At 65.0% G+C, this 21,261-nt stretch carries 20 protein-coding genes; 7 read left to right on the forward strand and 13 right to left on the reverse strand.

Annotated elements, in window-relative coordinates:
* Positions 1-39: 39 nt before the first annotated feature.
* Positions 40-330 (forward strand): hypothetical protein, encoded by a 291-nt coding sequence (locus LGR44_RS11480; RefSeq protein ID WP_226740524.1) that lies wholly within the window; start codon positions 40-42, stop codon positions 328-330.
* A gap of 62 nt (positions 331-392) precedes the next feature.
* Here LGR44_RS11480 and LGR44_RS11485 read toward each other — a convergent pair whose 3' ends face one another.
* Complete coding sequence (locus LGR44_RS11485; RefSeq protein WP_226740526.1) at positions 393-944, reverse strand: sigma-70 family RNA polymerase sigma factor; 552 nt, start codon at positions 942-944, stop codon at positions 393-395.
* A complete protein-coding gene (locus LGR44_RS11490) occupies positions 941-1,150 on the reverse strand; it encodes a NepR family anti-sigma factor (RefSeq protein WP_226740528.1) in 210 nt (69 codons plus the stop codon). The genes LGR44_RS11485 and LGR44_RS11490 overlap by 4 nt, the downstream gene beginning before the upstream one ends.
* Before the next feature lie 566 nt (positions 1,151-1,716).
* Between LGR44_RS11490 and LGR44_RS11495 the strand changes: the two genes are divergently transcribed.
* Complete coding sequence (locus LGR44_RS11495; RefSeq protein WP_226740530.1) at positions 1,717-4,374, forward strand: PAS domain S-box protein; 2,658 nt, start codon at positions 1,717-1,719, stop codon at positions 4,372-4,374.
* A gap of 19 nt (positions 4,375-4,393) precedes the next feature.
* Here the strand turns inward: LGR44_RS11495 and LGR44_RS11500 are convergent, their stop codons facing one another.
* From LGR44_RS11500 to ccoN, 9 genes are all read right to left on the reverse strand, one after another.
* Positions 4,394-5,515: an MFS transporter gene (locus LGR44_RS11500; RefSeq protein ID WP_226740532.1), complete on the reverse strand. Its 1,122-nt coding sequence runs from the start codon at positions 5,513-5,515 to the stop codon at positions 4,394-4,396.
* Positions 5,512-5,661, reverse strand: coding sequence for a cbb3-type cytochrome oxidase assembly protein CcoS (ccoS, locus tag LGR44_RS11505; RefSeq protein WP_226740534.1), 150 nt, complete (start codon positions 5,659-5,661; stop codon positions 5,512-5,514). The genes LGR44_RS11500 and ccoS overlap by 4 nt, the downstream gene beginning before the upstream one ends.
* Before the next feature lie 3 nt (positions 5,662-5,664).
* Positions 5,665-7,896 (reverse strand): heavy metal translocating P-type ATPase, encoded by a 2,232-nt coding sequence (locus LGR44_RS11510; protein WP_226740536.1) that lies wholly within the window; start codon positions 7,894-7,896, stop codon positions 5,665-5,667.
* Positions 7,897-7,906: 10 nt separating this feature from the next.
* Complete coding sequence (locus LGR44_RS11515) at positions 7,907-8,407, reverse strand: FixH family protein (RefSeq protein ID WP_226740538.1); 501 nt, start codon at positions 8,405-8,407, stop codon at positions 7,907-7,909.
* A gap of 12 nt (positions 8,408-8,419) precedes the next feature.
* On the reverse strand, positions 8,420-9,889 hold the full coding sequence (gene ccoG, locus LGR44_RS11520) for a cytochrome c oxidase accessory protein CcoG (RefSeq protein WP_226740541.1): 1,470 nt from the start codon (positions 9,887-9,889) through the stop codon (positions 8,420-8,422).
* Between the two features lie 139 nt (positions 9,890-10,028).
* On the reverse strand, positions 10,029-10,913 hold the full coding sequence (gene ccoP / locus LGR44_RS11525) for a cytochrome-c oxidase, cbb3-type subunit III (protein WP_226740543.1): 885 nt from the start codon (positions 10,911-10,913) through the stop codon (positions 10,029-10,031).
* Positions 10,914-10,916: 3 nt separating this feature from the next.
* On the reverse strand, positions 10,917-11,072 hold the full coding sequence (locus tag LGR44_RS11530; RefSeq protein WP_226740545.1) for a cbb3-type cytochrome c oxidase subunit 3: 156 nt from the start codon (positions 11,070-11,072) through the stop codon (positions 10,917-10,919).
* A gap of 10 nt (positions 11,073-11,082) precedes the next feature.
* A complete protein-coding gene (gene ccoO, locus LGR44_RS11535) occupies positions 11,083-11,817 on the reverse strand; it encodes a cytochrome-c oxidase, cbb3-type subunit II (protein ID WP_226740547.1) in 735 nt (244 codons plus the stop codon).
* A 10-nt stretch (positions 11,818-11,827) separates the two neighbouring features.
* Positions 11,828-13,465, reverse strand: a complete 1,638-nt coding sequence (gene ccoN / locus LGR44_RS11540; protein ID WP_226740548.1) for a cytochrome-c oxidase, cbb3-type subunit I — start codon at positions 13,463-13,465, stop codon at positions 11,828-11,830.
* 272 nt (positions 13,466-13,737) lie between these two features.
* Between ccoN and LGR44_RS11545 the strand changes: the two genes are divergently transcribed.
* A complete protein-coding gene (locus LGR44_RS11545; RefSeq protein WP_226740550.1) occupies positions 13,738-14,751 on the forward strand; it encodes an SDR family oxidoreductase in 1,014 nt (337 codons plus the stop codon).
* A gap of 17 nt (positions 14,752-14,768) precedes the next feature.
* Here the strand turns inward: LGR44_RS11545 and LGR44_RS11550 are convergent, their stop codons facing one another.
* Together LGR44_RS11550 and LGR44_RS11555 are read right to left on the reverse strand one after the other, a co-directional pair.
* A complete protein-coding gene (locus tag LGR44_RS11550; protein ID WP_226740552.1) occupies positions 14,769-15,755 on the reverse strand; it encodes a threonine ammonia-lyase in 987 nt (328 codons plus the stop codon).
* A complete protein-coding gene (locus LGR44_RS11555) occupies positions 15,752-16,147 on the reverse strand; it encodes a RidA family protein (RefSeq protein WP_226740555.1) in 396 nt (131 codons plus the stop codon). Before LGR44_RS11555 ends, LGR44_RS11550 begins: the two co-directional genes overlap by 4 nt.
* A 142-nt stretch (positions 16,148-16,289) precedes the next feature.
* Here LGR44_RS11555 and argE point away from each other — a divergent pair, with 142 nt between their 5' ends.
* The 4 genes from argE (at position 16,290) to LGR44_RS11575 (ending at position 21,252) form a co-directional block, all read left to right on the forward strand.
* Positions 16,290-17,444, forward strand: a complete 1,155-nt coding sequence (argE, locus tag LGR44_RS11560; protein ID WP_226740557.1) for an acetylornithine deacetylase — start codon at positions 16,290-16,292, stop codon at positions 17,442-17,444.
* 154 nt (positions 17,445-17,598) lie between these two features.
* Positions 17,599-19,197, forward strand: coding sequence for an ABC transporter substrate-binding protein (locus tag LGR44_RS11565; RefSeq protein WP_226740558.1), 1,599 nt, complete (start codon positions 17,599-17,601; stop codon positions 19,195-19,197).
* 107 nt (positions 19,198-19,304) lie between these two features.
* The gene (locus LGR44_RS11570; RefSeq protein ID WP_226740560.1) at positions 19,305-20,285 is read left to right on the forward strand and encodes an ABC transporter permease; all 981 of its coding nucleotides are present in this window, start codon (positions 19,305-19,307) and stop codon (positions 20,283-20,285) included.
* Positions 20,286-20,295: 10 nt separating this feature from the next.
* Entirely contained in the window at positions 20,296-21,252 is a 957-nt protein-coding gene (locus LGR44_RS11575; protein ID WP_226740562.1) for an ABC transporter permease, read from the forward strand.
* Positions 21,253-21,261 lie beyond the last annotated feature (9 nt).

Below are 21,261 nucleotides of genomic sequence, written 5' to 3' on the forward strand. Positions count from 1 at the left end.
CCGTCGTTCAGATGTGGCTTCAGGAAACGGTACTGCCACATGAAAACTTTGCTTTCGGTTCTCTTGCTCGCCGGTGCAGGAACTTCTGCATATGCGCAATCCGCCGGAATGACCCAGGCCATGAGCTGCAACGAGGCCGCCGGCCTCGTGCGTTCGCAAGGCGCTGTCGTCCTCCATACCAGTCCGACGACGTATGACCGTTATGTCAGCGGACCCGGCATGTGCCTGCTGGACCAGACCACCGAACCGGCCTGGGTGAGAACCGCCGACTCGACCCAGTGCTTCGTCGGCTATCGCTGCCGCGCGATCGAGCTCGAAATCGGCCAGTGAGGGCATGACATTCGGAGCGCCCCGGTGGGGGCGCTTGAGCCGGCCGGTGCCTGACCTGCGCCTCAGAACCCTTCTTCCCTCTGCAGTGCCGCCCGCGTGATCCTGTCGGCTCCGATGTCCTCTGCCTCCTCGATCCCGAGGATCTCGGACAGTCGGGTTCGGGCGCGATTGATCCTGCTTTTGATCGTTCCCACCCTCGCTCCGCAGATCTGCGCGGCCTCCTCGTAGCTGAAGCCCTCCGCAGCAACGAGAAGCAGCGCCTCGCGCTGGTCGAAGGGGAGTTTCGCAAGGGCGGTCTGGAGATCTTGGATGTCCAGCCGGCCGTTCTGCTCGGGAGGGCTGCTCAGCCTGCTCGCCATGGCGCCGTCCGGATCCTCCACCTCCCGCTTTCCTTTGCGGTAGTTCGTATGGAACTGGTTTCGCAGGATCGTGAAGAGCCAGGCCTGAATGTTGGTTCCGGGCTCGAAACGGTGGAGGTTGCTCAGACCGCGCAGAATAGCCTCCTGCACCAGATCGTCGGCCTGGTCGATGTTTCCGGTGAGGGAAATCGCGAAGGCGCGAAGGCTCGGGATCGATTTCAGGATATCGTCGCGCAGCTCGGGGGTTAACGTCATTGGCCGTCGTCCCGCTGCGGCTGATCCAGCTTCTTGAGCAGTTCGAGTAGATGGTCCGGGATCGGCTCCGCCTTCAGGCTGTCGTACATGGCTCTGAGGCCCTGGCCGATGACTTCCTGGATACCGGGACCGACCTGGGGCTCGTTGCCTGAGGATTGAGTCTTGCCCTGCTGTTTCTCAGGGTAGTCCGATTCATCTTCAGCCATAAAAGGTTCCGGCACAGATCGCTCACAGAAATCACAGGGAACTCGAAGCAGGGGCTGTGGGCTCTCCACACCGACACTACTAGCTATTCCCGACGGCTGGAAGTGCATTCACATAGGTTAACCTTCGGGGCGAGGAAGGAGCGTGCGTCCCGGGGAAAAGGGGATCAGGATCCTGAATAAAACCAAAGCCGTATTACTATTTTCCTAAGGCTGCTCCAGGATCTCTCCAGGCGTCACGGTCCCGGACAACGCTCCCGGAGGCACGTGCCTTAACCCGGCATTCTTGACAATGCCTGCGCTCACCGTAGATCAGCCAAGGCCCCCGATCCCAGAGAACCGCCCTTGTTTCTCACCGCCACACGCGAAGCCGTCACTGTCTCGAAAGCCGGTTCGAACAGCTTCCCGAGCCCCGGCACCTTAACCGGCTCCTGTGTAGCGGGCCGGAATGCCCGCGATTGCGGCGATGCTTGCTGGCCGGCGCTGCCGGCATGCTCACGGGCCTGCCTGTGAATCCCGTTCTCAGGGCCCGCGATGTTCTCGCAGGCGGAGGCGAAGCGGGGGCGTTGATGCGGTCCATCGACTGGGCCGCTTCGCCCGTCGGGCCGGTCGAAACCTGGCCTCAGAGTCTTCGCAGCGTCGTGAACCTCCTGCTGCACTCCAAATTCCCGATGTTCGTGCTTTGGGGCCCGGCGCGAGTGTTTCTCTACAACGACGCTTACGCGCCGATCCTCGGCAGCAGGCATCCCGATGCCATGGGACGTGCTTTCTTCGAGGTCTGGCCGGAGGTCAGATCCGAGATCGAGCCGATCATCGACAAGGCCTTCGCCGGTGAGGGAACCTACTTCGAGGACATGCCGGTGGTCCTGGAGCGGGACGGTTATCCGGAGCTGACCTACTTCACCTTCGCCTACAGTCCCGTCCACGGCGAAAACGGCGCTGTCGCGGGTGCATTCTGCACCTGCAGCGAAACCACCACGAAGGTGCTTGTCGAACGGCGGCAGACATTCCTGCTGGAGCTCGAAGGCCGTCTTCGCCTCCTCTCCGATCCGCTCGATATCATCGCCACGGCCGAAGAGGCTCTGGGGCGGCATCTCGAGGTGAGCCGCGTCGGCTACGGCGACGTGGACGAGGCGGCCCGGTTCTTCACCACACCGCGGAACTGGACCGACGGAACCGTTGCGCACAGCGCCGGCACTCACGATCTGGCAGCTTTCGGCGACGAGATCCTCGATGCCATGCGCCGGGGCGAGACGCTGGTCGTGGGAGATGTGAGAGCCGATACCCGCTGCAACACGCCGGAGCGGCTGGTGGCGTTCGACTTCATCGAGGTCGCGGCAGTGGTCACCGTCAGCCTGATCAAGAACGGTCGCCTGACGGCAGCGATGTATGTCCACAACAAGCTGCCGCGCTGGTGGACACGAAGCGAAATCAAGCTGATCGAGGATGTGGCCGAACGCACCTGGTCCGCAGTCGAGAGAGCTCGTTCCGATACGGCACGACGGGCGGCGGAAGCGCAGGTCGCCCGGGTTCTGGAGAACATCACTGAAGGCTTCGTCCTTCTGGATCGGAATTTCAGAGTTCTGCAGATCAACGAGGCGGGCCTCAGGCTCGAAAGGCGGCCGGCTTCCGAAATCGTCGGCCGTACCCATTGGGAGGCGTGGCGGAATTCCGAGTCGAGCGAGGTCGGCAGGCTCTATAAGAAAGCCATGGCGGAGCGCGTTCCGGTGAGTCTCGAGCACGGCTACACCTATCCGGATGGCCGCACCGTCTGGGTCGAAATGCGCGCCTACCCGTCAGGAGACGAACTCGCGGTCTTCTATCGCGATGTTACCGAACGGAAGATGGCGGAGGAGAGGCTGCGCGAGAGCGAGGAGCGGCTGCGCACGCTGGCCGACAATCTCCCGAACGGAATGGTCTACCAGGCCGTCCGCGACCCCGATGCGACGGTGCGCTTCACCTATGTCAGCCAGGCAGTCGAGCGCCTCCACGGGTTGAGCGTGGAGCAGGTGCTCGCCGACCCCGCCGCGCTGGACAGGCAGGTTCTTGAGGAGTTTCGACCTCACCTCCACAAGCTCCGGGAGGACGCCGACGAGGACAAGAACTATATCAGCATCGAACTTCCGATGCGCCTGCCTTCCGGTGAGATCCGCTGGTTTCACCGGTCCGCGGCTCCGCGGCGGCTGCCCAACGGACAAGTGGTGTGGGACGGTGTCGAGCTCGACATCACGGAGATGAAGCGGGCGGAGGAGGCCCTGCGCGAGAGCGAGGACCACTATCGCCATACCGTGGAACTGAACCCCCAGGTCCCCTGGACCGCCACGCCGGACGGGCTGCTCGATCATGTGGCAAGGCGCTGGTTCGAGTTGACGGGAACGAGCGGTCTCGGCTCCACCTGGGGCGAGGCTATCCATCCCGAGGATCTTCAGCCTTCCATTGACGCCTGGACGCGCTCATTCACCACCGGCGTTCCCTATGACATCGAGCACAGGGTGCGTCTGCGCAACGGCGAATACCGATGGATGCGTTCTCAGGCCTTCCCCCGTCGCGATGCTCACGGCCGCATCGTCAAATGGTACGGGACCACCGAGAATATCCACGAGCGCAAGCTCGCCGGCGAGCACCAGCAGCTTCTGATCAACGAACTCAATCATCGGGTGAAGAATACCCTCGCGACGGTTCAGTCCATCGCATCACAGACCCTTCGGAACGCTCAGTCGGTCTCCGAGGGGCGGGAGGCCATCGAGCAGCGTCTGATCGCGCTCTCGCGTGCCCATGACGTTCTCACCAAGGAGAACTGGGAAGGTGCTTCCTTGCGGGAGATCATCGCGCAGGCGCTGGAGCCCTACCGAAGCTACGGCGAGGGCCGCATCCGGCTGGACGGTTCCGACATCAGGCTGTCCCCGCGCATGGCGCTGGCGCTCTCCATGGCCTTCCACGAACTTGCGACCAATGCGGTCAAGTATGGCGCCCTGTCGAACGACACGGGGCGAATCCTGATCGAGTGGTCGATCAGGGCCGACCGGACGCCCTCGCGCCTGCTCCTCCGCTGGGAGGAGAGCGGCGGTCCCCCGGTCCAGCCTCCGACCCGGCGTGGGTTCGGATCGCGTCTCATCGAGCGCAGCCTTGCGCACGATCTCGGCGGGGCCGTGAAGATCGATTTCGCTCCCTCGGGCATTCTCTGTTCCGTCGATGCGCGTCTGGGGGACGAAGACCTCTTCGGCTAAATGGCCGGGTACTTCTCGATCACGACCCGAACAACGCTCCCGTGGTCAGGGCTCCCACCAGAGCGCCTCCAAGCAATGCGCCGTCATGGATCCCGAGGAGCCACCGGGAGGGTGTTCCATTCCTGTGGATCCACAGCGTGGTGCCGAGGGTCGCAAGCGACCAGCCGATGCCGAGGAGGATAGCCGAGGTGGAGAACGCCCCCGTACTTCCCGACAGAGCGAAGACAAGAGTCGCAAAAGCGAGGAGAACACAGCCGACAACGACGGTCGGAACGGGATTGGCCGATCTCGGAAGACAGGAGAGGACCAGGGACGGGGCATACATGGCCATCACGTGCCAGGCGACGGTTCCCGAGACCGCTTCCGACAGGCCGCATCCGATCATCGCGATGGGAGTTGCTCCCATCAGCCCCGCCATGAGAGCCCAGGCGAGGGCGCCAATGGCGGTCGGAAGAGCGATGGCTCGCCAAGTCTGCGGATTTGTACCGTGTTCGAGCGGTGCGCGCAGACGCCGATAAGGCAGAGCCGAGGTGCAGGCGAGGGCCGCCACATGGGCCAGGGCCGCAGCGGCGGCCATGCCGACGAAGGCGTGAGGCGTGGCAAGCCATTCCGCTTGGGTCGCAACCGTCGGGGCGGCCAGCGCGGCCAACGTGGCCGCCCCGAAGACGGCCAGCATACCGCTCCTGCCGCTGCCCCCCATGGGGACGGCGGCATGGCGGTAGAAAAGGCTGAAGCCGTTCGCGATCCCCAGCCAGAAGGCCCCGAGCGTCAGCGCGCCGAAATGGAGGTTCAGGAGAGCCCAGACGAGGACCAGGCCGCCCGCGACGCCAAGGCTTGCGCCCAGGGAGAAGGCCGCCCGGCGCCCGAACGAGTCGAGCAGGAGCGACGCCGGCAGGCTGGCCATGGCGGCGCCTGCATAGAAGGCGGTGAAGGGCAGGGTCGCCAGGGCGCTGTCCGGAGCGAGAGAGAGGCCCGCCAGCGGCAGGATGCTCAAGGTGAGCACCTGCGACAGGATCGAGAGCGCGAAACCGGCGGCAAGGAGCGCCACGCCCGTGCGGTCCGAAGCCGTGCGCTCGAGGCCACCGGGTTCGCAGACACAATCGAGCCTGCCGGCCCGAGGGATGGCGGCGGATGCGGTCACGACCGGAGATCGTCGTCAGAGAGGACGCGGACCGCCGCACCCTGTACGTCGTCGTATTGGCCGTTCCTGAGCGACCAGAGAAAGGCGGCGAGCCCGGTAAATCCGAGCACCAGCGCCATGGGAACGAGGTAGATCAGCACGTTCATGGGTCAGGCTCCTTGCACGGCCAGCTCTTGCGGCGGGGCAGCGGGTTCGGCAGGGGCGCTGCGCCCCCGCGCCCGGAGGGCATTGAGGGTCACGATGGTCGACGAGCCCGACATGGCGAGGGCGGCGACGAGCGGCGTCACGTATCCGAGGAAGGCGAGGGGCACTGCGATCAGGTTGTAGACGAGGGCGATCTTGAGGTTCTGCTGCATCAGGCGGTTCGCCCGTCGGGAGATCTCGACCGTATCGAGGACCGGCTCGAGCTTGTCTCCCAGGAAAACCGCATCCGCCTGCGCCTGGGTCAGATCGGCGGCCGAGATGGGGGAAAGCGACACATGAGCGGCTGCCAGCGCAGGCGCATCGTTGAGGCCGTCGCCCACCATGAGAACCTTGCGGCCTTCGGCCTTCAAGGCATCGAGCGCCTCGATCTTCTCGGCCGGGTTGCAGCCGCCGCGCCACATGTCGATGCCCAGCGCCTGCGCGATGGGCGCCACCGCCTCCGGCCGGTCGCCCGAAAGGATCCGGCAGTCCAATCCCTGTTCACGCAAGCTCTTCACAACGGCGATCGCATCGGGGCGCAACGCCTGGCGCACCAGCAGGATCGCTCTTCTCTCTCCCCAGGAAAAGGCGATGAGGGAGGCGTCGGCACGCTCGCGCACGGCGTCGTGCGCGAGCGTGGTCGCGCCGCAGAAGGCCGGGCTGCCGAGGCGCATCTCCAGGCCGTCGACAATGGCGCGGACACCTTGGCCTGCCTCCTCGACCGCACCATCGAAGGGGCGGCGGTCACGCGCTTCCTGGGCGACCGCGGCCGCGAGGGGGTGATGGCTCGACAGACCAAGACGTGCCGCCGCTTCGAGGAGATCGGGCGCGATCCCGCCCGCGTTGACCACGCGCATGTCCGGCAGCGTCAGGGTGCCGGTCTTGTCGAAGACGATCGTGTCCGCCGTCGCGAGGCGCTCCAGGGCGTCGCCCGCATTGAGGAAGACGCCGGCCCGGAAGAGAGCCCCGGACGCCACCACCTGCACCACCGGAACGGCAAGGGCGAGGGCGCACGGGCAGGTGATGATGAGGACCGCAACCGCGGTGATGATCGCATCGTGAACTGTGGCGCCCGTCGCGATCCAGACGATGGCGGTGAGCGCCGCAGCAAGGTGAACGACGGGCGCATAGGCGCGCGCCACCCGGTCCGCCAGCTGGACGTAGCGGGACTTCGCGGCGGCGGCGTTCTCCAGAAGGCGCTCGACCTCGTCGAGCAGGGTACCCTTGCCCGCCGCGGTGACCTGCAGGGTCAGGGTGCCGTTGTAGTTGAGGCTCCCCGCATAGACCCGTCCGCCGGTCGTCGCCGCCTTGCGGGCGGTCTCTCCCGTGACGAGGCTTTCATCGATCTCCGATGCGCCGGATAGGACCACGCCATCGACGGCGATCCGCTCGCCGGGGCGGACGAGAACCCTGTCGCCGGCATCGAGCGCCGCGGTGGGCACGAGAACGACTTCCCCGGTCTCGCCGATGCGGTGGGCCACCTCGGCCTTCAGCGCCGCCAGATTGCCGGCGACCGCCCGCGTCTTGCGGCGCATCGCCTGGTCGAGATATCGGCCGCAGAGCAGGAAGAACAGGAGCATGACCACCGAGTCGAAATAGGTGTGCTCGGCATGATTGATGGTTTCCACCACCGACATGACGAGGGCGAGCATGATGCCGATGACGATCGGCACATCCATGTTGGTCCGGCGGTTGCGCAGGGCGCCAAGGGCGCTCTGGATGAAGGGCTGCCCGGCATAGGCCACCGTCGGCAGGGCGATGAGCGCCGAGAGCCAGTGGAAGAAATCCCTGGTTTCCTGGGTGATGTCCGTCGCATTTCCGGACCATACGGAGACAGCCAGGAGCATGATGTTCATGGAGGCGAAACCGGCCACGGCCAGGCACTTCAGGAGCCATTGGGCCCGCCGGGTCTCCTCCTCCTCCACCAGGCGGGACTGGAAGGGGTGTGCGCGGTATCCGAGCCGGCGCAACTCCTCCACGACGGCGGAAGGGGCGATTTCGCCGTCGCGCCACTGCACCGAGAGGCGATGATTCGTGTAGTTGAGGCGCGCATCCACGATGCCCGGGAGGCGCTCCAGCCCGTCCTCGATCTCGTCGATGCAGGCCGCGCAGTCGATGCCCTCCACCGCGAGATCGAGATGTGCCGTCCCGTCGTCCTGACGTTTGACGAAGACGGAGAGGTCGATGGTTTCACTCATCGCAACATCCTCAGAGCGTCACGCGGTTTCTCGACCGGAACAGGGTTGCGCCGTCGCGGCTGAACTCGATCACGAGATCCCACTGGCCCTCGGTTGCGGCAGCGAGGCCTTCGAACCGTCCCGGGGCGGTCTCGGCGAGGTCGAGCACCACGTCCCGTCGCTTGTCCGTGGGGTGGGAGAGGCGCGCCGAGCTGACGAGACCCTGCACGGGCTGCGAGCCCGCATCGCGTGCGGTCACCACCACCCGGGTGGCGCCTCCCGCCTTCCGAAGCCCCGCCTCGACGGTCCAGTGCAGGGCATCCTGCGCCTGGGCGGCGGCGACGTCGTTCTTGAAGGCCAGCCCTGCCTTGTAGGAACTCTCCGTCTCCACCCCGCCGAAGCTGGACAGTGCCACGCGAACCAGCACGACGTTCATGGCGAGGATGATCCCGAAGAAGGTCAGGAGGCAGGCCAGGACCATCCGTCCGGTGATGGGGCGCGGGGAGCGCCCGGCAGCAAATGAGGCCGACATGAAATTGTCCTCTCAGGGAGCCTTGAAATGATCCCTCGCGCGGGCGGTTTCGCCGCTAGCGAGATCGGTGAGGATGAAGCGCAGGTCGGTCGAGGAGGCAGGCGCATCGCCTGCCGCCGTGACGAGGACGCGCATTTCCAGGGTTTGATCCGGTCCGACCGACAGGATGGGCTGCCCATCCTGGTCGATGCGCCCGCCGACGATGTCGAGCCTGGCGCCGTCGAGGCCTTCCACGTTCAGGGTGTAGCGGCGCTCTTCGAGGTGCTTGTTCGCCATACGGATCGTGTAGGCGTTGCGGATCGACCCGTCCGAGAGGCGCACGAAGATCGGGTTGCGGTCGTGCATCACGTTCAGATCGATGTTCTGGCGCATCGCGAGCGCGGCGATCATGACGATGCCCACCAGCGCGATGAGCCCTGCATAGAGGATGGTCCTGGGCCGAACGATGCGGCGGACCTCGGGCTTGCCCTCGATCCTGGCCTGCACGTTCATGTCGGTGTCATAGGCGATGAGGCCGGTGGGACGGCCGATCTTCGTCATCACCGAGTCGCAGGCATCGATGCACAGGCCGCACTGGATGCAGTCGAGTTGCAGGCCCTTGCGGATGTCGACCCCGGTCGGGCACACGGCGACGCATTGCACGCAGTCCACGCAGTCGCCTGCGGGCAGCCCCTGCTTGCGCAGCACCTCGGCCTTCTTCACCGAGCCGCGCGGCTCGCCCCGGTCATAGCGGTAGGTGACGTTGAGGGCATATTCGTCGGTCAGGGCGGCCTGAATGCGGGGCCAGGGGCACATATAGGTGCAGACCTGCTCGCGCATGAACCCGGCGAGGGTGTAGGTCGTGAAGGTGAGAATGCCGATCCAGATATAGGCCATGGCGGGAGCCTGGAACGTTGCAAGCTCCTTCACGAGAGTCGGCGCGTCCGCGAAGTAGAGGACCCAGGCGCCGCCTGTCCACCAGGCGATGAGGATCCAGATGGAGTGCTTGAGAACCTTCTGCGCGAGGATTTCGAGGGTCCACTTTTCCTTCGCCTTCTTCATCCGCTCGCGCCGGTCGCCCTCGATCAGGCGCTCGACGGCATAGAAGAGATCGGTCCAGACGGTCTGCGGGCAGAGATAGCCGCACCAGACGCGCCCCGCGACGGCGTTCATGAGGAACAGCACGAGGGAGGCCAGCACGAGGAGGCCCGTGAGGTAATAGACCTCCTGCGGCCAGATTTCGATGAAGAAGAAATAGAAGCGGCCGTTGGCCAGGTCGACCAGGATGGCCTGATCGGGCGCGTTGGGGCCGCGGTCCCAGCGGATGAAGGGCAGGAAATAGTAGATGCCGAGCGCGATGGCGAGCACGACCCACTTGATCGTCCGGAATCGGCCTTTCACGGCCTGGGGATAGATCTGCTTGCGCGGGACGTAGAGAGGCGCCTCCTCGGCGGAGGCAGGTGCCGGAGCTGCAAGAGATTTGGCAAGGGGGGCGTCAGCCATCGAATCCGCCGCAATCGTTCAGGATCGGTTATGCTTCCTCCATACGGAGCAGGTCGGCCGAACGCCTTGATTTGGGTCAAAGCAAAGCAGCCGGCGGATGATCCGCCGGCTGCGTGCCGTTGCTCCCCAGGAGGTGCCGTCAGTGCGGCTGAGCGCCTCCCAGCGAGTTCACGTAGAGGGTGAGGGCCTTGATGGTCGTGTCGTCCAGACGGTCGTTCCAGGCAGGCATCACGCTGCCGCGGCCGTTCCAGAGCCCGTCCATGATGACGACCTTGTCCGACCCGTAGAGCCAGATCTGGTCCGAGAGGTTCGGCGCGCCGAGTTCCCGGTTGCCCTGGCCCTTGTCGCCGTGGCAGGCCGCGCAGTTGTCGGCGAAGATCTTCGCGCCGCCGGCAATGTTGGCGCCCTTTTCCACCGGCAGCCCGGAGAGGGACCGCACGAAATCCGACACCTGCGAGAGCTCCTGGCGCTTGAGCATCCCGTCGCGGCCGAAGGCCGGCATGGTGCCCTGATGGCCCTTGTCGAGCGAGGCGCGGGCACCGAAGCGGATCGTCTGCTCGATCTCCTGGAGCGAGCCGCCCCAGAGCCAGTCGTCGTCGTTCAGGTTCGGATAGCCCTTGGCCCCCGCGCCGCCCGCGCCGTGGCAGCCGGCGCAGTTGTCGCCGAAAGCCGCCTTGCCCTGAGCCCGGGCGAAGGCGAAGAGCTCGGGATCCTGGCGGATCTCGTCGAGCGAGGCCTGCGCCAGTTTGGTGGTCATGCCGGAGCGCTGCGCCTTCAGGGCATCCAGGTCCTGAACGATGGCCTCCCGCGAATGCCACCCGAACACGCCGGTGGTATAGGAGGAGACCAGGGGCCAGGCCGGGTAGGCGATGCAATAGGCGATGGCCCAGACGATGGTGGCGTAGAAGCTCCAGAGCCACCAGCGCGGCAGGGGGTTGTTGAGCTCCTGGATTTCGTCCCAGCTATGGCCCGTCGTGCTGACGCCCGTGACGGCGTCAATCTGTTCGTGGGTGTCGTGAGCCATGGATCAGTCCTCCTGGAGAGGCATGTGGGCGGCCGCGTCGAAGCGGCTCTTCCGCGAAGGGGCGAGGGCGTAGACCAGGACCGCCAGGAAGACGGTCACGAAGTAGAGCAGCCCCCAGGTCTGGGCGAAGCCGGCGAGGAATTTGTAGGTTTCGAGCATCTTTCTCTCCTCAGCGCACGTTCGCCTTGTCGTCGTAGAGCTTGAAGTCGACCTGCGTCCCGAGCATCTGGAGGTAGGCGATCAAGGCGTCCGCTTCCGTGATCCGGTGCGGGTTGGCGTCGTAGTCCCGTGCCGCGGCCTTGGGATAGCGCTCGGCAAGCGCAGTCGCGTTCGGGTCGTCGTTGGCGGCCTGGGTCTTCAGGTCGGAAGCCGCCTTGGCGATCATTTCGGGCGAGTAGGGCACGCCGAGCGTGGCCTGCACCTTCATGTCCTCGGCGACGCGGGCGACGTCGATCTCCCGTTCCGCCAGCCAGGGGTAGCTCGGCATGATCGATCCGGGCACCACCGCGCGGGGGTCCTTCAGGTGGTCGCGGTGCCACTCGTCGGAGTACTTGTTGCCGACGCGGGCGAGGTCGGGGCCGGTACGCTTGGAGCCCCACTGGAACGGCCGGTCGTACATGCTCTCGGCTGCCAGGGAGTAGGGGCCATAGCGCTCCACCTCGTCGCGCAGCGGCCGCACCATCTGGCTGTGGCAGTTGTAGCAGCCCTCGCGGACATAGACGTTGCGGCCGGCCAGCTCGAGCGGGGTGTAGGGCCTGATGCCCTCCACCTTCTCGATGGTGCTCTTCAGGTAGAAGAGCGGCACGATCTCCACGAGGCCGCCGATCGCGATGACGAACAGCACGCCGATGATGAGGATGATCGAGTTGGTCTCAAAGATCTTGTGACGGGACCAGAGTGACATGTTCGTTCCTTTACTCCGCTGCGATGAGCACGGGCTGAGCGGGAAGGGCGGCTTCTTCCTGGATCTCCTCGGCGCTGGAGATCGTCTTCCAGACGTTCCAGGCCATGATCAGGCTGCCGGCCACGAAGAGGGCGCCGCCAAGTGCGCGGATGACGTAGAAGGGATGCATCGCCTCGACGGTCTCGATGAACGAGTATTCGAGGAAGCCCAGGCCCGTGTAGGCGCGCCACATGAGGCCCTGCAGGATGCCCGCGACCCACATCGACGTGATGTACAGGACGATGCCGAGGGTCGAGATCCAGAAGTGCCAGCTGACGGCCTTCATCGAGTAGAGCTCCTTCTTGTTCCACAGCCACGGAACGAGGCAGTAGATCGCGCCGAAGGAGATGTAGGCGACCCAGCCCAGCGCACCGGAATGGACGTGTCCGATGGTCCAGTCGGTGTAGTGGGAGAGGGAGTTGACGGCCTTCACGGACATCAGCGGGCCCTCGAAGGTCGCCATGCCGTAGAAGGCGACGGACACCACCATGAGGCGCAGCACCGGATCCGTGCGGAGCTTGTCCCAGGCGCCCGAGAGGGTCATGAGGCCGTTGATCATGCCGCCCCAGGAGGGCATCCACAGCATGATCGAGAAGGTCATGCCCAGGGTCTGCGCCCAGTCGGGCAGGGCGGTGTAGTGCAGGTGGTGCGGACCGGCCCAGATATACATGAAGATCAGGGCCCAGAAGTGGATGATGGACAGCCGGTAGGAATAGACCGGCCGCTCGGCCCGCTTCGGGATGAAGTAGTACATGATGGCGAGGAAGCCGGCGGTCAGGAAGAAGCCGACAGCGTTGTGGCCGTACCACCACTGCACCATGGCGTCCTGCACGCCCGCCCAGACGATGTAGCTCTTCGGCGAGAAGACCGAGACGGGAATCGTCGCGTTGTTGCCGATATGCAGGACGGCGATGGTGAGGATGAAGGCGAGATAGAACCAGTTCGCCACGTAGATGTGGGGCTCCTTGCGGCGCATGACCGTGCCGAGGAAAACCAGGAAATAGGCGACCCAGACGACGGTCAGCCAGAGATCCGCGTACCACTCGGGCTCGGCGTATTCCTTGCCCTGCGTGATGCCGAGCAGGTAGCCCGTGCCCGCGATGACGATGAACAGGTTGTAGCCGAGCACCACGAACCAGGGGGCGAGATCGCCCACGAGCCGTGCGCGGCAGGTGCGCTGGACCACGTAGAACGAGGTGGCGATCAGCACGTTGCCGCCGAAGGCGAAGATCACCGCGGATGTGTGCAGCGGGCGCATGCGGCCAAAGGACAGCCAGGATGTGTCGAAGTTCAGCGCCGGAAAGGCCAGCTGCAGGGCAATCAGAAGACCGACAGTAAAGCCGGCGATGCCCCACACCACGGCGGCGATGGTCCCGAACTTGACCGGCCCCATGTTGTAGTTCGGCTTGCCGTTGATCGTCAGGGGCGGCAGCGCCGCCGGGCGGTCGTAGTACCGATCGACGATCTTGAAGGCGGCTGCCGCGAAGGCAGCCGTAAAGAGATAGGCGTGGAAGGCGTATTCGGGAGTATGCGCCTTCGCTGCAATGATGAGGCTTAGGAAAGCCAGGACTGCAAAGGCGAGGGTGGAGCCCGCCTCGCCGAATGTCATACTTTTAGGGGCTGCTGCCGCGTGAGCCATAGGCCAGAACCTTCTATGGGGGGAGCAAGGCAGAAAGCTTCGCTCTTAAGAAAAGGCTCTAGGAGGCAGGGGGTGGAGCGGCATTGATTCAGATCAATCCACCCCTTCCGGGTCCTCGGGCTTTCAGGGGAGCAGCCCGAAACCGCGGCTTCTGCAGAGGGCGTTCCGACCGGAGCGGAACATCTTCAGGGTGTCGGGGCTTTCCGCTGGGAGATTTTCCATCCCGCGACCAGGATCTTCCCATGGCCCTTTTTTCCACGAAACGCTCTCGAAGCCCGGATGTCGTGGTGATCACCGGAGCCTCGAGCGGCATCGGGAGAGCGACTGCCCACAGCTTTGCCGCACGGGGCGCCCGTCTCGTCCTCGCCGCAAGGCGGGCGCAGATCCTCAGGGAGGTGGTCCACGAGTGCGAAAAGCTCGGAGCGGAAGCGATTGCGGTTCCCACCGACGTGACGGACGCCGAGGCGGTATCGAACCTCGCCCAGGCGGCCATGGACGCCTTCGGGCGGATCGACGTCTGGGTCAACAATGCCGGCACGGGCGTGTTCGGCCCCTATACGGAAGCTCGAATCGAGCTGCACCGGCAGGTGATCGAGATCAACCTGTTAGGCACCATGTACGGTGCCGCGGCGGTCGTGCCGATCTTCCTGCGGCAGGGGCACGGGGTGCTCATCAACAATATCTCGATGGGTGGCTGGGCGCCCACCCCTTTCGCGGCGGCCTACACGGCGAGCAAGTTCGGCCTGCGGGGCTTCACGGCGAGCCTCCGCCAGGAACTGAAGGACCACGCGGACATCCATGTCTGCGCGGTGTTCCCCTCGATCATCGACACTCCGGGCTTCGTCCACGGCGCGAATGTGTCCGGCCGGGCCCTGGAGCTCAGCGGGGTCGTCTATCCTCCCGAGGACGTGGCCGAGAAGATCGTCGGTCTCGTCGATTGGCCGAGGGACGAGGTCGCCGTCGGATGGCCGGCGCGGGCGGGACAGGTGGCCTATGCCCTGCTTCCGGGGCCGACCGAGCACATCATGGGCGCGGCGATGCGCCGGTTCCTCCGGCACGCTTCGCCCGCCCCTCGGACGGAAGGTGCCGTAATGCGGCCCGTGGACCGGGGCGCGACCGTGAGCGGGGGATTGCGGGCAAACGGTGGGGCGCGCGGTCGAGGCGGCCGCTATCTGGGCCTGGCGCTCGCCGCAGCCGCGTTGGGCATCGGGGCCGCCGTGACCGCCGGAGCCCTGCCGGCACGCCAGCGGCGGTAGCGGTCAGGCGTGGAGCATCAGGCCGTGCGGGCCTGGGGCGCCGCGGCTTCGCCGCGCCATGCGTCGAGATCCTGAAGCGAGACGTTGGAGCCGCAGAGCACCAGCCCGACGACGGCATCCTGGGGCAGGGTGGGGGCGATGCGCTCGGCTGCGGTCAGGACACAGGCGGCGGCGGGTTCGCAGAGCACCTTCTCGGTTTGGAGAATCCAGCTCACATCGTCGATGACCGGCTGGTCTTCCACGAGCACGATCTGCTCGAGGAAGCTCTTGGCCGCAGCGATGGTGCGCGGCGTGGCGAAAGGGGCGCCGAGGGTGCGGGCCACGGACGTGGCGCGAATCGTCACCGGCTTGTCGGCCTTGAGCGCCTCGGTCATCGTCTGCGCTCCGACCGTCTCGACTCCATAGACGGTGAGGGCGGGTCGCTTCGCCTTCAGGGCCGCCGCGACCCCCGCCATGAAGCCTCCGCCGCCGATCGAGACGAAGACGTGGGTGAGGTCGGGAATATCGTCCAGAAATTCGAGGCCGAGCGTACCGTGCCCCGAGATGATCGCCGGATCGTCATAGGGGTGGACGAAGACCTTGCCCTCGCTCTGATAGGCTTCGGCCTTGGCGAAAGCTTCCGCCGCATCGTCGCAGAGCTCCACGCGCGCGCCGAGCTTGAGCGTCAGGTCCACGTTGAACCGGGGCGTGACCTTCGGCATGAGCACGAGGGCATCGATCCCAAGGGTGCCGGCCACGTTCGCGACGGCGATGGCATGGTTGCCGCCGGAGACCGTCACGAGACCGCGCTGGCGCTCGGCGTCCGTCATGGTCATGACCTTGTTGAAGACGCCTCTGACCTTGAAAGAGCCGGCCATCTGCAGCGCTTCCAGCTTCAGGGCCGTGCGACGTCCGAGCCGGGCCGACACGTCCGGGCTGGCGAAGGCCGGAGTGCGCCGCACCTTTCCGGCGATGCGGGTGCGCGCGGCTTCGATGTCGGACAGGGTTACGTCAAAGGCGGTCATGCGGTTTTCCGTTCTGCAAAGGCGATGCACTCGATTTCGATGCGCATTCCGGGAGGAAGTCGGCCGATCTCGATCGTCGAGCGCGCGGGGTAGGGCGGGGCGAAGTTCGCGGCATAGATCTCGTTCATGGCGGCGAAATCGTCGATGTCGGTCAGGAAGACGGTGGTCTTGACCACTTGGTCGAGGGAGGCTCCGGCTGCGTCGAGAATGGCGGCGATGTTGTCGAACACCGCCTGCGTCTGCGCCCGAATGTCGCCCTCTCCCACGAGAGCGCCATTCGCGTCGAGCGGCAGCTGTCCCGAAACGAAGACGAGGTCGCCTGCGCGGACGGCTTGAGAATAGACACCCTTGGGCGGAGCGGCGCGGGCGGTGAGAACAGCGTTGCGTGTCATGAGACCGATGATGAAAGGCGGCAGATCATTGTGGGGTGAACCGCCCGCGTCAACCGATCTTGTGCACTCCACGCCCAGAAATGAAGCTTGACCACCTGCTCCCGAGAATCGGATGCTGCGGGCCCTTCAAGGAGGTTTCTCGATGTCCCTGTCCTCTCGCGAGATGCTCGCGCGTTTGATTGCCTTTCCGAGCGTCTCGACCAGCAGCAATCTCGATCTCATCCACTTCTGCCGTGACTGGCTGCAGAGCCATGGGGTGGAAAGCACCCTCGTGATGAGCCCCGAGGGGGACAAGGCCAATCTCTATGCAACAATCGGTCCGCGTGTCGAAGGCGGCATCGTGCTGTCCGGCCATACCGATGTGGTGCCGGTCGAGGGGCAGGCATGGACCAGCGATCCGTGGACTCTGACGGAGAGGGACGGCCGCCTGTATGGGCGTGGCACCACCGACATGAAGGGCTTCGATGCCCTGGTCCTGGCTCTCGTGCCGGACATGGTGCAGGCTCCGCTGAAGCGCCCCATCCACATCGCCCTCTCCTACGACGAGGAGCTGGCCTGCCGCGGCGCGCCGTCGATGGTGCGGGCCATGGCGGACACTATTCCCACTCCGGCTGCCGTCATCGTGGGCGAGCCCACGCGCCATGCGGTGGTCACCGGACACAAGGCTTCCGTGCAGTTGCGCACCCATGTGACGGGATATGCCGTCCATTCGAGCCGCATCGATCAGGGCGTCAGCGCCGTCATGAACGCCGCCCGCCTGATCACTTGGCACGAAGATGTGATGGAGGAGAACAGGCGCCGGGTCGATCCCGCGAATCCGTTCGAGCCGCCCTATACGACCCTGCATTGCGGCATGATCGTCGGCGGCACCGCCGCCAATATCGTTTCGTCCTCCGCCTGGTTCTTCAGCGACATCCGCGCCATCCCGACCGAGGATCCGGTGGAGTACATGGAGCGCTATAAGGCCTATATCCGCGACGTGATCGAGCCCCGGATGAAGGCCGTCGTTCCGGAGACCGGAATCGCCGTCGAGCTGATCGCCGAGGTGCCGGGCCTACGGCCCGAGACGGACGGCGAGGCGGAGCGCCTCATGCGGCGCCTGACCGGCGACAACGGGACCCATGTGGTCTCCTACGGCACCGAGGCGGGCCTGTTCCAGAAGGTCGGGTGGTCCACGGTCGTCTGCGGCCCGGGGGACATCGCCCAGGCGCACCAGCCGGACGAATACATCGAAATCAGCGAGTTTGCGGCCGGTGAGCGGGTGTTGCGCCGCCTGGTGAGCGACCTTTGTGCCTAAATCCTGACCAAGATATTCAAAGTCAGGGCTAGACCATGGCACCTTTTCCTGCCTAACCTTGCCCTCCCGGGAGGAGACTGCCTCAGGCCGAGCTCCTCCATGAATAAAGAACATCGCGCAACGACGCGGGACTTCCAGTGGAGAACGATACGCAATGACGATGCGAACCAAAATTCTTGCAGCCACCGCTGCCGCGCTTCTGGTGGGCGCAGCTGTGCCGGCCATGGCCGTGACCCTGCGGTACGCCAACCAGGGCGACCTGAAGTCGCTCGACCCCTATACGGTGAACGAGACGACCACCAACGCCCATCTCGGCCACGTCTACGAGGGCCTGACCAAGCGTGGCAAGGACCTCGCCATCCAGCCCGGCCTCGCTGAGCGCTGGGAGGTCAGCGAGGACGGTCTGACCTGGCGCTTCTTCCTGCGCAAGGGCGTCAAGTTCCACAACGGCAACGACTTCACGGCCGATGACGTGATCTTCTCCGCGAACCGCGTGCGGGCGCAGGGCTCCAACTTCCAGACCCGCGTGCCGAGCAATGCCGAGTTCGTGAAGGTCGATGACCACACCATCGACGTCAAGCTCAAGACCCCCAACCCGATCCTGAACTCCCAGTGGGATACCTGGTACATCCTGGACAAGGAATGGGCGGAGGCGAACAATGCGACGGCTCCGACGCCGGCGGCGGCCACCACCCCCAGCTACGCCGCTCTGAATGCGAACGGCACCGGTCCGTTCAAGATCGAGAGCCACCAGCCGGGCGTGAAGACCGTCTTCAAGGCCAACAAGGAGTGGTGGGACAAGCCCGAGCACAATCTGGACGAGATCGTCTTCACCCCGATCGGCTCCGATGCGACCCGTGTCGCCGCGCTGCTCTCAGGCGAGGTGGACGTGATCGAGCCGGTTCCGCTGCAGGACATCCAGCGCGTGAACAGCAGCCCGAACGCCAAGGTTCTGTCCGGTCCTGAACTGCGCACGATCTTCCTCGGCATGGACCAGACCCGCGACGAGCTCCTCTTCTCGAACGTCAAGGGCAAGAACCCGTTCAAGGACAAGCGCGTCCGCGAGGCGTTCTACAAGGCCATCGACGTCGAGACCATCAAGTCCCGCGTCATGCGCGGCTTGGCTACGCCGTCGGCCCTCATGATCGCGCCGGAACTCTTCGCCCATTCCAAGGACTTCGAGCGTCCGAAATACGACCTCGAAGGCGCCAAGAAGCTCCTGGCCGAAGCCGGGTATCCGAACGGCTTCGAGGTCGGCATGGATTGCCCGAACGACCGCTACGTCAATGACGAGGCGATCTGCCAAGCCGTCGTCAGCATGCTCGCCCGTGCCGGCATCAAGGTGAACCTGATGGCCCAGCCGAAGGCGCAATACTTCGCCAAGGTGCTGAAGTCCGGCAACTACAACACCTCCTTCTACCTGCTGGGCTGGACCCCCGGCACCTTCGACAGCCACAACGTGCTGCACGATATCGAGGGCTGCCGCGACAACCCGCAATCCGCTCGCGGCGAGTCGAACCTCGGCAACTTCTGCAACAAGAAGCATGACGAGCTGACCGACAAGATCCTGGTGGAGACCGACAAGGCCAAGCGCGATCAGATGATCAAGGAAGCCTTCCAGATCACGTTTGACGAGTACGGCTATATCCCGCTGCACCAGCAGGCTCTGGCCTGGGGCGTCTCCAACAAGGTGAAGCTCAACCAGCGTGCGGACAACTCGGTGCTGCTCTACTGGGCGCAGAAGACGGAGTAATCCGCGCCTGATCGCTCGTCCCGGGCAGCGTGCTGCCCGGGACAATTTATTGGTGGACGCTCGAGCCAAACGGCTTGGCTCGCGGCGCTGCGATCAAGAGACCTTTCATGCTTGCTTTCATCGTCCGAAGGGCTCTCCAGGCCATCGGTGTTCTTCTGGCTGTCGGCATCATCGCCTTCGCGATGTTCCGCTTCGCCGGCGATCCGGTGAACCAGATCGTCTCCATCGATACGCCTGCGGCGGAACGGGAGCAGGTGCGGCGCTCTCTGGGCCTCGACGATCCGGTCCCTGTCCAGATGGCACGTTATCTGGTCCGGACGGCCCAGGGGGATTTCGGCGTTTCCTACCAGTTCCGCCAGCCGGTCTCGGATCTTCTGGCCGAGAGAATGCCGGCCACCCTCGAACTGGCGCTCTGCGCCACGATCTTCGCGACGGTGTTCGGCGTGCTGATGGGCGTCTATTCCGGTCTGAAGCGCGACAGCGTCCTGGCGAAGGTCTTCCAGACGATTTCGCTCATCGGCATTTCGCTGCCGACATTCCTGATCGGCATTCTGCTCATCTACCTGTTCGCGGTCACGCTGGGATGGCTCCCATCCTACGGACGGGGCGACACGGTGCAGCTGGGCTGGTGGTCGACCGGGCTCCTGACGGGTTCGGGCCTGAAGGCGCTCATCATGCCCTCCATTACGCTCGGCCTGTTCCAGATGACGCTGATCATGCGCATCGTCAGGGCCGAGATGCTCGAGGTGCTGCGCACGGACTACATCAAGTTCGCCCGGGCGAGGGGGCTCACGACCCGCGCCATCCACTTCGGCCACGCCCTCAAGAACACCCTGGTTCCGGTCATCACCATCGTGGGCCTCCAGTTCGGCTCGGTCATCGCGTTCGCGATCATCACCGAGACCGTGTTCCAGTGGCCCGGCATGGGGCTCCTGTTCGTCCAGGCCGTGCAGAACGTCGATATTCCGATCATGGCGGCATACCTCATGCTCGTCGCCCTGATCTTCGTGGCGATCAATCTCGCCGTCGATATCCTCTACACGGTAGTGGACCCGCGCCTGAGAACCACCATCCGTCAACCGACCTGAGGAGAGTACTTTGGCGGAAGCAATCCAAACGGCGCCCACGACACCATCGGAGCCGGCCTCCTGGGTCGGCCGGTTCCTGGACAGCGATGTCTGGGCGAGTTTCAAACGCTCCAAGCTGACGATCGCGGCGGCGTTCCTGACGGTGCTCTTCATGGCGGCGGCCGTTCTCGCAGGGGTCCTTGCGCCGCAGGATCCCTTCGATCCGGCTCAGCTCGACCTCCTGAACAGCCGCCTGCCTCCCATCTGGAATGCGGAGGGTATGGCGCCGTTCCTCCTGGGGAGCGACGAGCAGGGGCGCGACATCTTCTCGGCCATTCTCTACGGTCTTCGCATCTCCCTTGCGGTCGGCATTCTCGGTGTCGCCTTCTCGGCCACCCTCGGGATCGCGCTCGGTCTCATCGCCGGTTATGTCGGCGGAACCGTCGATGCCGTCATCATGCGCATCGCCGACGTGCAGCTCACATTCCCGGCCATTCTGATCGCCCTCCTGGTGGACGGGGTCGTGAAGTCGGTGCTGGGCGGGCAGCTCGATGCGGGGACGACGCTCTCGGTTCTGGTCTTCTCCATCGGCCTGAGCTTCTGGGTGCAGTATGCCCGCACCGTGCGCGGCTCGGTGATGGTGGAGAAGAACAAGGACTACATCGCGGCCGCGAGGCTCATCGGCCTGCCGGCTCCGGTCATCATGTTCCGGCACGTTCTGCCCAACGTGCTGGGTCCGGTCCTCGTGATCGCCACCATCAACCTCGCACTGGCCATCATCACCGAGGCGACCCTGTCGTTCCTGGGCACCGGCATGCCCGAAACCATGCCGTCCCTCGGCACCCTGATCCGCATCGGCAACAACTACCTGTTCTCGGGGGAGTGGTGGATCGTCGCGTTCCCGGGTATCGCTCTGGCGCTTCTCGTCCTCTCGATCAATCTATTGGGTGATTGGCTGCGCGACGCACTCAATCCACGGCTGAGGTGAGGGAGAAAG

This window comes from Microvirga lenta (assembly GCF_020532555.1).
Classification (GTDB): domain Bacteria; phylum Pseudomonadota; class Alphaproteobacteria; order Rhizobiales; family Beijerinckiaceae; genus Microvirga; species Microvirga lenta.